Raw genomic sequence first — 13,656 nt, forward strand, 5'->3', positions numbered from 1 at the left:
TATAGCAATGCTAGTTGGTCAGGAGCTGGACCCGCTGGACACTGACGCCAGCTCCCTTGCTTCGTCGGAGTTCGGGTCCAGTTCGATGACGCCGTAGTCCCAGCCCTTGCGCCGGTAGACCACGCTGGGCCGGTGGGATTCGGCATCCTGGAACAGGTAGAAGTCGTGTCCGACCAGTTCCATGAAGTACAGGGCGTCGTCTACGGTCATGGGCGCGGCGGAGAAGACCTTGCGACGGATGACGACTGGGCTGTAGACCTCCTCGGCTTCTTCGGCCTCTTCGGCCTCGTCGGAGACGACCTGGATCGCCCCGGTGCGCACGCGCTCCAGGGTGTCACCGTCGGCAGGGACGATGTCTATGACCGCGAAGCCTGACGACGACGCGTCGTGCAGCGACGTGGGCCGGTGCGCGCCTCCACGGTGCACCTTCTTGCGGTCCTTGGCCCGGCGTACCCGTTCCAGGAGCCGGCCGAGGGCGATATCGAAGGCCGCGTACTTGTCGCTGCCCTCGGCTTCGGCCCGGACAATGGGCCCCTTGCCGATGAGCGTGAGTTCAACGCGGTCGTTACCGGCGGCGCCGCTCTTCTCGGTGTGACGACTGACCTTGACTTCCAGGGCGAGGGCCTTGTCGGCGAGGCCGGCGATCTTCTCGGCCTTCTCCGTCGCATATTCCCGGAAGCGATCAGTGATCCCCAGGTTGCGTCCAACGATGTTAGTTTCCATGACGACCTCCAGATCTGGCGAACCGCCCCTGATCCGGGCGATTGGTACGCGCCTTTGGCACAACCGTAGTCGTGCCAGCTGGATAAGTCACAGCTTTTGTCAATCAGTTTCCCGTGAACGATGAATGTCGGGATGGAGCCGCCGGGTTTCGGCGACGGTCGCCGCTCCGATGACCTCACCGCCGGCCTGCCGGAGGGCGCGCCGGGCTTCCAACAGGGTGGCGCCGGTGGTCACGATGTCGTCGACGAGCACGATCCGGCTGCCGGCGAGCGGCCGGGTCGCCGCCAGTGTGCCGCTGCGATTGTCCAGGCGCTGCTGCCGGCCCAGGCCGACCTGGTCCGCGACACCGGCGCACGGGCGCAAGAGCGCGCTCCCGCGGAGGCCGGCCCGGCCGAGGAGCAGGTCGACGGGATGGAACCCCCGCGCCCGCCAGGCCCGGCGGGAGGACGGCACGGTGACCAGCACGACGCCACCGGGGGTCTGGGCGGGGTCGGCGGCGACCAGCGCTGCCCCCACGGCCTGGCGAAGTGCCGCGGCGAGCGCCGGCGCGGCATCCGTTCGACCGCCGTCCTTGTACGCCACCAGCACCCGGCTCACCACCCCGGAGTATTCCACGGCCGACCAGATCGTGAGGTCCTCGCGGTAGACCGCTCTCGGCTCGGCACGCAGGGCGCTCACGCAGGCGGCGCAGAGCGCCCGGTCCGGTGTGCCGCAGCCACTGCACTGCGTGGGCATGAGCACGGCCCAGGCGTCGAGGACGGCGGTGCGGGCCGCCGCGCGCACCGCGCCCAGCATCCGTTGGTCGCTGGTCATCACGCCAGACTCGCGCAGCGGCTGGGCGCCGGCGGCCCGGCGCCCTGACCTGTGCTGTGCCGAGAGCTCCGGCGGCTGGGGAGGAGAGCCGGCTCAGCCGCCGGTGCCCTGCTGGGTGGCCACGAGCGTGACAGCGTCGATGCGTTCCTGCCAGCCGATGCCGCGCTGCACCAGGAGTGCCCCCTCCGCGGACAGCGCCCGCAGGTCGCGCAGCAGGTTGCTGCCCGTGATCGAGCGGATTCCCGTCGACGACTCGAGATGTTCGGTCGTGCCGCCGATCTCGTGGGAGATGATGCGATCTTCGCCGTCAGCCTGGCGGCTCAGGTACGCCACCGTGGCCTGGTCGACCCAGGTGGCATCCACCGGGGTTCCGGCGTCGGTGGCCAGCTGCACGGGCTCGCCCAGGCCGACCGGCGCGCCGTTCTCGCGCAGCACGCCGGCCACCACGAGGCGCAGCTCGCCGGCTGCGCTCAGCAGCGCGATCACCCGGGTGCCGTCCCGGGAGACCTTGAGTGCGGTGATCGCCGATGAGTCCAGCCAGGGCGTCGGGATGGCCTGGGCGGCGCCCTGTGTGTTGTACACGAAGAGCTCGTTGGGCCGGTCCCCCGGCACCGACCAGACATAGCCGGAGCCGTCGATGGACGGGGCGATGAGGTTCTCCCGCGGATCGAGCAGCCTGGCGTCCTCGCCCACCCTGACCCCGTAGACCCCGGTGTCGGTCAGGGCGGCAGCCGCCGTCTGTGATGGCGACAGGGTGACCGCACTGGGCGCGAGGGCGGCGACGGACTCCGACAGCCCTGGCAGCGGGTTGATTGTCTTGCCGGTCGCGGCGAGGAACCCGAATTCGCCATCGCGCAGCACGAGGGCCCGCGCATCCACCCGGGGGTTCACCTCGGGTTCGTTGGCGCCGAGAGCGGCGATGTCCTGGGAATTCCGGTTGATCGTGACCGTGACCGTGAGCCCGCTGGGCAGGCTGTTCTCCAGTTGGCTCTTCATGCGCTGCAGGGTCAGCCTGTCGGCGTTCAACGCCTCAAGGTTCAGGTCCACCTTCGCGTCCCTGGCCACCACGGTGACGGCGTCGGCGGTGAGGGCGGTGCCCTCGGGGAACGCCGACGTCACCGCGCCGGCGAGCCACTCGCTGGGTCCGCTCAGCACACCGTTGACGATCTTGGTCGGCATGGATGCCCCGCGCGGGTACCACCGCACGTCAGGTACCAGAAATTGGAAGTCCGGGTCGAAGAAGTACAGCGACTGCGCGCTGAAGACGTCCTCGAAGGTGTTCTGGTCGAGCACGGTGCCGTTGGGCGCCGCGCTGATCCGCCACTCGCCGTCGACCTGCGCGAACTGGTAGCGGAGCTGCACGTTCGCCGATGCGCCGTCCCCGTGGTACTCGCCGATCGAGTTGACCTCGGCCACCGGTCGCACGGACACGAGCATCGTGGTGTCGTCGACAGGCACGACGATGCGCCCGGATCCGTCCTCGACGGTGACGCCGGTGTCGGACTTCCAGGTGTCGCTGAACTCAGCCGTCAGGAACTCCCTGGCGATCTCGTAATTGTTGTCCGGGCTCGTGGCGGCGCCGATGAATCCGGTCAGGATCTCCTCCATCGAGGCCCCGTCCCGTGGCCGGTCCGGCAGGAAGACCGGGGCCGGGTTCTCCCCGGCCACCACGTCCTGGCCGGTCTGCACGGCCCCGGTGCGCGGAATGCTCGAGCAGCCGCCGAGCAGGAGGGCCAGCACGGTGACGACGGCGACGAGTCTGGCCGGGCTACGCATGGTGGTCTCTTCTCGGCTCGGCGTGGGACGACACGAATCCCGCGGTGTCGGCATCCGCCGGTGGCAACGGGTTGGGCGACACCGTCAGCGTGTCGCCGGCTCTGCGGGGCAGGGTCAGCCGGAAACAGGAACCGGCGCCCGGGCTGGACCACACCTGCAGCCAGCCGCGGTGGGCGGCGGCATCCTCGAGGGAGATCGCCAGGCCGAGCCCGGTGCCGCCGATCGTGCGTTTGCGCGATGGGTCCGCCCGCCAGAACCTGTCGAACACGTGGGTGATCTCGGCCTGGGTCATGCCCATTCCGTAGTCCCGCACCGACAGCGCCACCGCGGATTCGTTGCTGTCCACCGACACGACGATCGGTTTGCCTTCGCCGTGCTCGATGGCGTTTCCGATGAGGTTGTTGACGATGCGGCGCACCCGTCGTGGGTCCATTTCGGCGGCGAGGTGCCCGCCGGGCGCGGCCAGCCTGATCTCGCTCCCTTTGGAATCACCGAGCGAGCGCATGCCGTCGATGGCGTCCTCCGCCAGATGCACGAGATTGGTGGGCTCGGACTCGAGCTCGACGGACCCGGCGTCGTAGCGGCTGATCTCGAGCAGGTCCGCCAGGAGCAGCTCGAACCGTTCCACCTGGGTGTGCAGCAGCTCCGCGGTGCGTTCGGTGGCCGGCGGGAAGCTGGCCCGCTGGTCGTAGAGGAGGTCACCGGCAAGGCGGATGGTGGTGAGGGGGGTGCGGAGCTCGTGCGAGACGTCGGAGACGAAACGTTGTTGCACCTCGGACAGATCGGCCAGTTCCTTGATCTGGCTCTGCAGGCTGTCGGCCATGCCGTTGAACGAACGGGCCAGCGTCGCGATCACGTCCTCGCCCTTTTCCGGGATGCGCACGCCCAGGTCGCCTGAGGCGAGTTTCTGGCTGGTTTGGGCCGCGACCTGGATCGGGGCGACCACGAAGCGGACCACGATCCAGGTGACCGCTCCGATCAGCACCATCAGGGCCAGGCCGGCGCCGCCCAGGGTCCGCTGCACGAAGAGCAGCGTCGATTCGGCGTCGGCGAGGCTGTACCCGATGTACAGCTCGTAGCGCCCGGCGACCGGGACCGTGATCTGGGAGCCGACGACGATTCCAGGCACCGACGAGCCGTCGTCGGAGGCCAGGGTCACCGATTGCCAGAACTGCCCGTCGGCGTCGTCCTGCACGGCCTGCCGAAGCTCGGGCGAGATGACCGCGGTGGATGTTCCGAACGTGGAGGAGTCCTGGGGGGCGACGGTCGACGATTCCTGCCCAGGCACCCTGAAGACGGCGACCAGCCGGCTCGACGACGCGGCGGAGATCGACGTGCGGGCAGACTCCAGCAGCGTCTGCACCTGCACCCTGTCGGCGGCATCCGAGGAGTCCAGGATGCCCTGGGCGGCGCTGGTGGCCCGGTTGGAGTCCACCAGGACCTGGGTCAGCCGCGACTGGAACAGGTCGTTGCCCACACTGACCGACATGTACACGCCGACCAGTCCGATGGCGGCGCCGGAGGCCACCACAGTGATGGCGACGGTGCGGAACTGCAGGGAGGATCGCCAGCTGCGCCGCAGCTGCCGGGTCAGGCGACGCCACGATCCCCATGATCGCCAGTCCAGCCTGAGCATGTCCAACCGCGCAGCCACCGGGCCCCTAGCTGGCCGCGCCGGCGCGGTAGCCGACTCCGCGCACTGTCATCACGATGCGCGGGTTGTCAGGGTCGTCTTCGACCTTGGCGCGCAGGCGCTGAACGTGCACGTTGACCAGCCGGGTGTCGGCCTTGTAGTGATAGCCCCAGACCTGCTCGAGGAGCATCTCGCGGGTGAAAACCTGGGCTGGTTTGGAGGCCAGCGCCAGGAGCAGGTCGAATTCCAGCGGAGTCAGGTTGATGCTCTGGTCGCCGCGCTTGACCTCGTGGCCGGCGGCATCGACGACGAGGTCGCCGATCTGCAGGCTGGCGGGCGTCTCCACGGGAACCGGCCGCAGCCGGGTGCGAATCCGGGCGACGAGTTCCTTGGGGTTGAACGGCTTGACCATGTAGTCGTCCGCGCCGGACTCCAGCCCCTTGACCACATCGGTGGTATCTGACTTCGCCGTCAGCATGATGATGGGGGTGCCGGACTCGGCCCGGATCAGGCTGCAGACCTCGATGCCGTCCAGGCCGGGCAGCATGAGGTCGAGGAGCACCAGGTCGGGCACGACGCTGTGGAAAGCGTCAAGGGCCTGCGCCCCGTCCGCGCAGAAGTGCGGCTCGAAGCCCTCGCCCTGCAGAACGATGCCGATCATCTCAGCGAGTGCGGGGTCATCGTCGACAACCAAAATGCGTGAGTTCATTGATCCGTTTTCCGCCCGGTCACCGGGCAATAACGCGCACGACGCGGGCAATCTCTGGCACAAGAATAGTCGACACGGCTCCGAGATATGGTGCAGGCCACACAGTGGAGTCCGGGTATGCCAGCATGGAGGCGTGACGGACCCAGACTGGCATCCCCCGACCACCCCCTCAGACGTACCCCGCTACGGCGAATACGCCCAGGCTGGCGTGCCCGGTACCCCTCCGGCGGCCCCGCCCGGCTATGGGCCCAGCGCACCGCCGGCCTGGACACCCCCGCCCAAGCCCGGCCTGATTCCGCTGCGCCCGCTGGGCTTCGGCACCCTGTTGGGCGCTCCCTTCCAGGTTCTGCGGCGCAACCCCAAGGCCACCTTCGGCAGCGCGCTGATCGTGCAGGGCGTCACGCTCCTGGTCACCCTGGCCGTCGTCGGCCTGGTCAGCTTCTTCGCCCTCAGCCGGGTCGCGTCGGCGCCGGTCGACGAGCAGGATGCCGTCGAGGCCGGGGCGATGCTCACCATCGTGCTGTCCGCCCTGGTTCCTGTCGCCCTGGCCATCGTCGCGTCGGCGCTTCTGCAGGGCGTGATCGTGCTCGAGGTCTCCCGGGCGACGCTGGGCGAAAAGCTGCGCCTGGGCGCGCTGTGGCGCCAGGTGGGCCGGCGGGTGTGGCCCCTGGTCGGCTGGACCCTGCTGCTCAGCGCGGCGCTGTTGGTCGGTGTGCTGCTCATCGGCGGCCTGGTTTTCGTGTGCGTCCTCCTGGGCGGCGCGTGGATCGCGCTGGCCGTGATCGTCGGTGTCTTCGGCGGGCTGGGGCTCGTCGCGCTCGGAGCCTGGGTGACCACCAAGACCGCCGTCGTGCCGAGCCTGATCGTGCTGGAACGGTTGGGCATCCGGCAGGCGATCCGGCGTTCCTGGTCGTTGACGGGCGGCTTCTTCTGGCGCACCCTGGGCGTGCTGCTGCTGATCTCGGTGATCGTCAACGTCGTCGCCCAGATCGTGACCACCCCGCTGTCGCTGTTGTTCAGCGTGGTCCTCAGCCTCATCGACCCGAACGCCGCCTTCGACGCCTACATCCCCGCCATCGTGCTCTACGTCCTCACGCTCCTGATCGCCCTGGTTCTGGGCGCCGTGGCCGCCGTCGTGCAGTCGGCCGCCGTCGCCCTGATCTACATCGACCTGCGGATGCGCAAGGAGGGCCTCGACCTGGAGCTGCAGCGGTTCGTCGAATCGGCCCCCGGCACGAAGGCGATCGATCCTTACCTCACCCGCACCGCGCCCGCCCCCGCTGACGCCGCTCCCCGCCCCGACCCGGGGGCGCCCTGGGCATGATCACGGGGTGGGGGCCGGTTCTGCCGTGGATGGGGATCCCGGTGGATCCGAGCGCGCCCGACGCGCAGCAATGGCTGCGCGATGAGCTCGCCAAGGCTCCCTACCAGGCGGCCCGGCCCACCTGGTTCGACAGGCTCTCCCAGGCGATCCTGGACTGGTTCTCCTCCCTGTCCTTCATCGGAGAGGGCAGCAACGGCTGGATCCCGCTCGTCGCGACGCTGATCGGCATCGCCCTGCTGGTCGCCGCGATACTCGTCTTCGGGGTGCCCCGGCGGGCCCGCCGCCGCCGAAGCGCCACGGGGCTGTTCGCCGCCGACGATCGCCGCACCGCGGATCAACTGCGCAAATCCGCCGCCGCCGCCGCGTCGGCCGGCGACTGGACCCTCGCCAGCGAGGAGGCGTTCCGGGCCATCGCCCAGGGCCTTGCGGAACGCACCATCCTGCGGCCGACACCGGGAACGACGGCGCACAGCGTCGCCGAGCTGGCCGCCGACGCATTCCCCGACGACCGGGCCCGGCTCCGAAGCGGCGCGAGCGTGTTCGAGAGTGTGCGCTACCTCGGCGGCACGGGAACCGAGCAGGGCTACTCCGCCCTCGTCGACCTCGACGCCGATCTGCGGGCCGCCCGCCCGCGCTCGACAGCACCGATCACGCCGGTGGCCCCGTGAGCGCCGTGACCACTGCGAGCCCGGTGTCGAGCACCCCCACGCTTCGCCTCGCGCTGCGGAGGTCCGTGTTCTGGGTCGTCGCGGGGGTCGGCGCTCTGCTCGTCGCCGTCATCGCCGTCCTCGTCACCGGGTCCGGGGGTGCCGCCGGCCCCCGGCTCGGGGCGGGCAACCCCGCCCCGGCCGGCGGTATGGCCGTCGTGGAGGTGCTCCGTCAGCAGGGGGTGACCGTCGTGCCCGTCGACACTCTCGATGAGGCCGGCGACGCGACGGCCGCGGCCGGGGACGCCACCCTGTTCGTCTCCGACGAGTCCGGATACCTCAGCACGGACCAGCTCGGCCGCCTCGGTGACCTGGCCTCCCGGATCGTTGTCGTGGACCCCGACTTCCGTGCCCTACAGACCCTGGCCCCCGAGGTCGGGTTCGGTGGTGTCTCGACGGCGGACTCCCTCAATGCCGAATGCACGGTTCCGGCCGCCGAGCGCGCCGCGACGATCTCGACCGGCGGCAAGACCCTCGGCCTGCCCGCGGGCACCGCCGGCTACACGGGCTGCTTCCCCGGCGAGAACGACACCTTCTCGGTGATCGAACGGGTCACGGATGACCGCACCGTCACCCTGGTCGCCGACACCGCGGTCTTCGCCAACGACGAGATCGCCACGTACGGCAATGCCGCGCTGGCCCTCAACCTCCTCGGCGCCACCGACACCCTGGTCTGGTACCTGCCGACCCTGGCCGATGTGCCCGTCACCGGCCCGCCGTCGCTCGGAGCGCTCACGCCCGGCTGGGTGACCCCGGTGCTGCTCCTGCTGGTGGGCGTCACCATCACCGCCATGGTGTGGCGCGGACGCCGGTTCGGCCCCCTGGTCGCCGAGAACCTGCCTGTCGTCGTGCGGGCCAGCGAGACCATGGAAGGGCGCGCCCGGTTGTACGCCCGCGGCAGTGCGCGGCTGCGGGCGGTCGACGCGATCCGCATCGGTGCGGTGGCGAGGATGGCCCAGACCGCGGGATTGCCCCGCACCGCCCCGCTCGACCACGTGATCCGCACCGTCGCGGCGCTCACCGGCCGGCCGCCGGAGCGCGTGTACGCCGTACTCGTCGGCGAGGTGCCGGACGGCGACGCCGCCATGATGGCGCTGTCCGACGCCATCGACGAGCTGGAACGCGCCACCGCCCTCGCCGCCCGCCCGCCAGGCGCCGGCCCCTCCCCCACCGCTCCCCCGTCAACCGGAAGAATGGAACCATGACCAGTCACGCCTCGACATCCGCCGAGACCAGCCCCGCCGACGCCTCGACCGACAGCCTGCGCCGGGCCCTCGCCCAGGTGCGCACCGAGGTCGGCAAGGCCGTCGTCGGGCAGGACGGCGCCGTCACCGGACTGATCATCGCGCTGCTCTCCCGCGGTCACGTGCTGTTGGAGGGCGTACCCGGTGTGGCCAAGACCCTGCTCGTGAGGTCGCTGAGCCACGCGCTCAGTCTGGAGACCAAGCGGGTGCAGTTCACCCCCGACCTGATGCCGGGCGACGTGACCGGATCGCTCATCTACGACGCGAAGGCCGGCGAGTTCGAGTTCCGCAACGGTCCCGTCTTCACGAACATCCTGCTCGCCGACGAGATCAACCGCACACCGCCGAAGACCCAGTCCGCCCTGCTGGAGGCGATGGAGGAACGCCAGGTCAGCGTGGACGGGCTCTCGCTCCCGCTGCCGGAACCGTTCATCGTGGCCGCGACCATGAACCCGATCGAATACGAGGGCACCTACACGCTCCCGGAAGCCCAGCTGGACAGGTTCCTGCTCAAGCTCGTGCTCGACATCCCCGAGCGGGACGTCGAGCTCGAGGTGCTGCGTCGGCACGCGAACGGGTTCAGCCCGCGCGACCTCACCGCCGCGGGGGTCACCCCGGTGCTCGGTGCCGCCGAACTCGCCGCGGCCCAGGCCTCCGTCGCCGCGGTCGGCGCGAGCCCCGACGTCCTGGCGTACATCGTCGACCTGGCCAGGGCCACCCGCAACAGCCCATCGGCCAAGCTGGGCGTGAGCCCCCGCGGCACCACCGCCCTGCTGGCCGCGGCCAAGGCCTGGGCGTGGCTGAGCGGCTACGAGTCGATCACCCCCGACCACGTTCAGGCCATGGTGCTGCCGGTCTGGCGACACCGCATCCAGCTGCGCCCAGAGGCGGAGCTCGAAGGCATCACGGTCGACACGATCCTGCACGGCGTGCTGCAGCAGGTCCAGGTTCCGATCTAACCGATGACACCCATCCGATGACCCTGACCGGCCGCTTCGTCCTCCTCGTCGCCCTCGGCGTCGTGCCCATTGTGCTGCTCGGCGACACCTCCGCGCGGGCACTGGCCGTCCTGGCCGGCTGGCTGCTGCTCGCCCTGACGCTGGGGAGCATCGACCTGGCCCTCGCCGCGTCGCCGCGTCGGCTGACCCTTGCCCGCGTGCTGCCGTCCAGAGTGCGTCTGGGCGAGGAGGTGACCAGCGAGCTCTACCTTCAGAACGATGGTCCCCGCCGGCTTCGCGGCATCGTCCGCGATGGCTGGCAGCCGTCGGCCGGCGCGGGCAACAACCGCACGGCGGTGACGCTGCCGCCGGGGGAACGACGCCTGGTCGCGCTGACGCTTCGGCCCACTCGGCGCGGAGAGCGCACGGCGTCCCACGTGACGGTGCGCTCGATGGGTCCCCTGGGTCTCTGGGCGCGGCAGGCCACTCTCATCGCACCGGCGAAGATCAGGGTGCTGCCGCCGTTCCACTCCCGCAAGCACCTGCCGTCGCGGATCAGCCGGCTCAAGGAGCTCGACGGTCGCACCAGCGTGCTCGTGCGCGGTCAGGGCACCGAGTTCGACTCCCTGCGCGAGTATGTGCGCGGCGACGATGTGCGGTCCATCGACTGGCGCGCCACCGCCCGCCGCAATGACGTCGTGGTGCGCACCTGGCGGCCCGAACGCGACAGACGCATCGTGATCGTCATCGACACCGGCCGCACCTCCGCCGCCCGGGTCGCCGACGAACCCCGGCTCGACACCGCCTTCGAAGCGGCGTTGCTTCTGGCCGCACTGGCGTCCAGGGCCGGCGACAGGGTGGACTTCCTGGCCTGGGACCGCCGGGTGCGGGCCCGGGTGCAGGGCGCGTCCGGAGCCGAGCTGCTCAGCCGCATGGTGGACGGGATGGCGCTGATCGAACCCGAGCTCATCGAGATGGACTGGACGGCACTGCCCGGGCAGATCCGTGGCATCACCGGCCAGCACGCCCTGGTGGTGCTGCTCACCCCGATGGATGCCCCCGGGGCGTCGACGGGCCTGCTGTCGGTACTCGGTCAGCTCACCGCGCGGCACACCGTGCTGGTGGCGTCGGTGACGGACCCGACGGTCGTCGGCCTGACCCGCACCCGGGGGACCCGCGAGGATGTGTACAGGGCCGCGTCGGCCGAACGTACGATGCTCGACGCCACCCGGGTGGCCGCCGCGGTTCGGCAGCTCGGCGCCGACGTGGTCACCGGTGCCCCCGACCAGTTGCCGCCGGCCCTGGCCGACCGCTACATCGCCCTCAAGGCGGCGGGCCGGCTCTAGCGAGCAGCACCGCGGGCGTCGGTCAGCCGGCGAAGACCCGGGCGCTGCCGGCCTCGAACTCGGCCAGGTCACCGGTCTCCCCGGCGCGCACGGCCCGCCCGCCGAGAACCAGCATGTAGGCAAGAAAGGCGAGCAGCGCCGCGGCCCCGATGCCGATCTTCACCGGCCAGGGCCACGGTGCGGGCGTCACGAAGCCCTCGAGAATGCCGGACACCAGCAGCACGAAGACCAGACCGATCGCCACGGTGAACAGGGCGCGGGCGTCCTCGGCCAGGGCCTGACCGCGGGTGCGGGCACCCGGCGCGATCCAGGCCCAGAAGATGCGCAGGCCCGCCGCCGCCGCCACGAAGATCGCGGTCAGTTCCAGCAGGCCGTGCGGGGCGATGTAGAGGAAGAACGTGTCGCCCTCGTCGTAGGCGAACATCACCGCCGCGGTGACGCCGAGGTTCTGGGCGTTCTGCAGAACGATGTACGGCACGTAGACACCCAGGATGCCGAAGGCGACACACTGGGCCGCGATCCACGCGTTATTGGTCCACACCCGCCCGGCGAACGACGCCGCGGGGTTCTCCGAGTAGTACGACACAAAGCTCTGGTTGGCCAGCTGCTCGAGCTCGGCGGGAGATCCGAAGTTGGCCAGAACGTCCGGATTGTTCGTGGCCCAGACAGCGTAGAGAGCGGCGACGACGAAAGTCACCACGCCCACCGCCAGGGTGAGCCAGCGCAGCCTGTACAGCGCCGCCGGCAGTTGGATGAGGAAGAACCGCGGCAGCTGCGAGAGCACATTGGTGCCCGCGCCGGTGAACCGCAGCCGGGCCCTGGATAGCAGCACCGAGAGCCTGTCGCCCTGCATCGTCGAGCCGGCCGCCGTCTTGATGACCGAGAGCTGCGTGGCCCCGGCCTGGTAGGCCTGGATGAGTTCGTCCGACTGGGCACCGCTGAGCTGCCGCCGGTGGCCGAGTTCGGCCAGGCGGTCCCATTCGGCGCGGTGCGCCGCTGAATACGCGTCAAGATCCATCTGGTTCAATAGTAGACATGGCGGAGCCCTGGAAAGCAGCCGATCACGGTGAAGATTCCCTGATCGAGCACGAGCTGGTGACCGGTGAGGCCGTGGCCCTCGATGTTCGCCCGGCGAGCGTGATCCTGCGCGGCGCGGGAACGATGATCGACTGGGTGGCCTACGTCGGCTTCTTCCTGCTCATGGCGCTGGTGGTGTCGGTTCTGTTCGGCGACGGCATCGACGAGGCCCTGGCCCAGGCGCTGGCCATTTCGGGCCTGGTCTTCTCGCTGCTGATCGTGCCGATGCTGGTCGAGACCCTCTCGCGCGGACGGTCGTTGGGCCGCTGGGCCGTCGGCGCGCGCATCGTGCGCGATGACGGCGGCGCCACGGGGCTCCGGCACTCTTTCATCCGGGCGCTGATGGGCGTGATCGAGATCTTCCTCACCTTCGGCGGCCTCGCGGTCACCTGCGCGCTGCTCAATTCCCGCTCCAAACGACTCGGTGACCTCCTGGCCGGAACGTACAGCCAGCACGAGCGGGTACCGCGGTTCAGCGAGCCGACGTTCGTTCTGCCGCCGGTCCTGGAATCCTGGGCCGCGACGGTGGATGTCGCCCGCCTGCCCGATCGGCTGTCCCGCCGGGTGGCGCAGTTCCTGCGGCAGGCGCACCAGCTCTCCCCCGACACCCGGGTGCGGCTGGCGGAGGGCCTCGCCGCCGAGGTGGCGCCGTTCGTGTCCCCGCTTCCGGCGGTGCCGGCGGAGTACCTGCTCATCGGCGTGGCCGAGGTGCGGCGCAACCGCGAGTACGCCGGCCACCTGCTCGAGCGCGGCCGGCTCGAGAAGCTCTCCCCGGTCCTCACCGGCCGCCCCCACGACTTCCCCGAGCGCTGACTCCTCCCCCCGCGAACTGTGAGTTAAGCCCCGAAAAGTCGCGCGTCCTGGTGCTTTTCTCACGGTTCGCGGATGCCTGCCGGCGCGCCCGCCCTCTTCGCTCGTTGGTCGAGCCTGTCGAGACCTGGTGACCCCGTCCCGGGGACGCGCCCGCCTCGCTGGTCGAGCCTGTCGAGACCTGGTGACCCGGTCCCGGGGACGCGCCCGCCTCGCTGGTCGAGCCTGTCGAGACCTGGTGAGGTACTCCCCCGGCCCTGCGTTGCGTGGGCGGTCGTGCGAGATTTCGACAAGCTCGACCGACGGGATGGTGGCGTTCTTGAGATCGACACTCGTGACCCGGTCCCGTGGACGCGTCCGCCTCGGTGGTCGAGCCTGTCGAGACCTGGTGAGGTACTCCCCCGGCCCCGCGGTGGGTGGGCGGTCGTGCGGGGTCTCGACAGGCTCGACCGACGGGATGGGCGCGTTCCGAGGTTGGGGGTTAAACGCAGAAAAGCCACCCCGTGGGGTGGCTTTCCTGTTTTTTCTAAGTTAAGTCCGGCGGTGTCCTACTCTC

At 70.2% G+C, this 13,656-nt stretch carries 12 protein-coding genes; 6 read left to right on the forward strand and 6 right to left on the reverse strand.

Translation table 11 applies throughout. The annotated features are described in order from the left end of the window. Positions 1 to 18 precede the first annotated feature (18 nt). The 5 genes from hpf to mtrA all read right to left on the reverse strand — a co-directional run bounded on the left by hpf (position 19) and on the right by mtrA (position 5,654). Positions 19 to 723, reverse strand: a complete 705-nt coding sequence (gene hpf, locus CXY76_RS03755; RefSeq protein ID WP_104162918.1) for a ribosome hibernation-promoting factor, HPF/YfiA family — start codon at positions 721 to 723, stop codon at positions 19 to 21. A 99-nt stretch (positions 724 to 822) separates the two neighbouring features. Further along, positions 823 to 1,536 (reverse strand): ComF family protein, encoded by a 714-nt coding sequence (locus tag CXY76_RS03760; RefSeq protein WP_233199545.1) that lies wholly within the window; start codon positions 1,534 to 1,536, stop codon positions 823 to 825. 93 nt (positions 1,537 to 1,629) lie between these two features. Continuing rightward, positions 1,630 to 3,312 carry an LpqB family beta-propeller domain-containing protein gene (locus CXY76_RS03765; protein WP_104162919.1) on the reverse strand — a complete coding sequence of 561 codons (1,683 nt, stop codon included), beginning with the start codon at positions 3,310 to 3,312 and terminating at the stop codon, positions 1,630 to 1,632. Next, positions 3,305 to 4,948: an MtrAB system histidine kinase MtrB gene (gene mtrB / locus CXY76_RS03770; protein ID WP_104162920.1), complete on the reverse strand. Its 1,644-nt coding sequence runs from the start codon at positions 4,946 to 4,948 to the stop codon at positions 3,305 to 3,307. Before mtrB ends, CXY76_RS03765 begins: the two co-directional genes overlap by 8 nt. 25 nt (positions 4,949 to 4,973) lie before the next feature. Next, a complete protein-coding gene (mtrA, locus tag CXY76_RS03775; RefSeq protein ID WP_103460891.1) occupies positions 4,974 to 5,654 on the reverse strand; it encodes an MtrAB system response regulator MtrA in 681 nt (226 codons plus the stop codon). Between the two features lie 133 nt (positions 5,655 to 5,787). Here mtrA and CXY76_RS03780 point away from each other — a divergent pair, with 133 nt between their 5' ends. Genes CXY76_RS03780 through CXY76_RS03800 form a run of 5 tightly spaced genes read left to right on the forward strand, consistent with a single transcriptional unit; the run spans position 5,788 to position 11,213 of the window. Beyond that, a complete protein-coding gene (locus CXY76_RS03780) occupies positions 5,788 to 6,978 on the forward strand; it encodes a hypothetical protein (RefSeq protein WP_158253832.1) in 1,191 nt (396 codons plus the stop codon). After that, positions 6,975 to 7,646 (forward strand): DUF4129 domain-containing protein, encoded by a 672-nt coding sequence (locus CXY76_RS03785; RefSeq protein ID WP_104162922.1) that lies wholly within the window; start codon positions 6,975 to 6,977, stop codon positions 7,644 to 7,646. Before CXY76_RS03780 ends, CXY76_RS03785 begins: the two co-directional genes overlap by 4 nt. A gap of 5 nt (positions 7,647 to 7,651) precedes the next feature. Further along, positions 7,652 to 8,890, forward strand: a complete 1,239-nt coding sequence (locus tag CXY76_RS03790; RefSeq protein WP_233199547.1) for a DUF4350 domain-containing protein — start codon at positions 7,652 to 7,654, stop codon at positions 8,888 to 8,890. Next, positions 8,887 to 9,888, forward strand: a complete 1,002-nt coding sequence (locus CXY76_RS03795; protein ID WP_104162924.1) for a MoxR family ATPase — start codon at positions 8,887 to 8,889, stop codon at positions 9,886 to 9,888. Before CXY76_RS03790 ends, CXY76_RS03795 begins: the two co-directional genes overlap by 4 nt. 17 nt (positions 9,889 to 9,905) lie before the next feature. Next, a complete protein-coding gene (locus tag CXY76_RS03800) occupies positions 9,906 to 11,213 on the forward strand; it encodes a DUF58 domain-containing protein (RefSeq protein ID WP_104162925.1) in 1,308 nt (435 codons plus the stop codon). Positions 11,214 to 11,235: 22 nt separating this feature from the next. Here CXY76_RS03800 and CXY76_RS03805 read toward each other — a convergent pair whose 3' ends face one another. Beyond that, entirely contained in the window at positions 11,236 to 12,231 is a 996-nt protein-coding gene (locus tag CXY76_RS03805; protein ID WP_104162926.1) for a stage II sporulation protein M, read from the reverse strand. A gap of 17 nt (positions 12,232 to 12,248) precedes the next feature. Between CXY76_RS03805 and CXY76_RS03810 the strand changes: the two genes are divergently transcribed. Beyond that, a complete protein-coding gene (locus CXY76_RS03810) occupies positions 12,249 to 13,103 on the forward strand; it encodes an RDD family protein (protein WP_104162927.1) in 855 nt (284 codons plus the stop codon). Positions 13,104 to 13,656 lie beyond the last annotated feature (553 nt).

The organism is Cryobacterium sp. N22, assembly GCF_002929555.1.
GTDB lineage: Bacteria > Actinomycetota > Actinomycetes > Actinomycetales > Microbacteriaceae > Cryobacterium.

Coding starts and splice junctions, on each gene's coding strand:
- hpf (WP_104162918.1), bottom strand. CDS start 723: ATGGAAACTAACATCGTTGGACGCAACCTGGGGATCACTGATCGCTTC.
- CXY76_RS03760 (WP_233199545.1), bottom strand. CDS start 1,536: ATGACCAGCGACCAACGGATGCTGGGCGCGGTGCGCGCGGCGGCCCGC.
- CXY76_RS03765 (WP_104162919.1), bottom strand. CDS start 3,312: ATGCGTAGCCCGGCCAGACTCGTCGCCGTCGTCACCGTGCTGGCCCTC.
- mtrB (WP_104162920.1), bottom strand. CDS start 4,948: ATGCTCAGGCTGGACTGGCGATCATGGGGATCGTGGCGTCGCCTGACC.
- mtrA (WP_103460891.1), bottom strand. CDS start 5,654: ATGAACTCACGCATTTTGGTTGTCGACGATGACCCCGCACTCGCTGAG.
- CXY76_RS03785 (WP_104162922.1), top strand. CDS start 6,975: ATGATCACGGGGTGGGGGCCGGTTCTGCCGTGGATGGGGATCCCGGTG.
- CXY76_RS03795 (WP_104162924.1), top strand. CDS start 8,887: ATGACCAGTCACGCCTCGACATCCGCCGAGACCAGCCCCGCCGACGCC.
- CXY76_RS03800 (WP_104162925.1), top strand. CDS start 9,906: ATGACCCTGACCGGCCGCTTCGTCCTCCTCGTCGCCCTCGGCGTCGTG.
- CXY76_RS03805 (WP_104162926.1), bottom strand. CDS start 12,231: ATGGATCTTGACGCGTATTCAGCGGCGCACCGCGCCGAATGGGACCGC.
- CXY76_RS03810 (WP_104162927.1), top strand. CDS start 12,249: ATGGCGGAGCCCTGGAAAGCAGCCGATCACGGTGAAGATTCCCTGATC.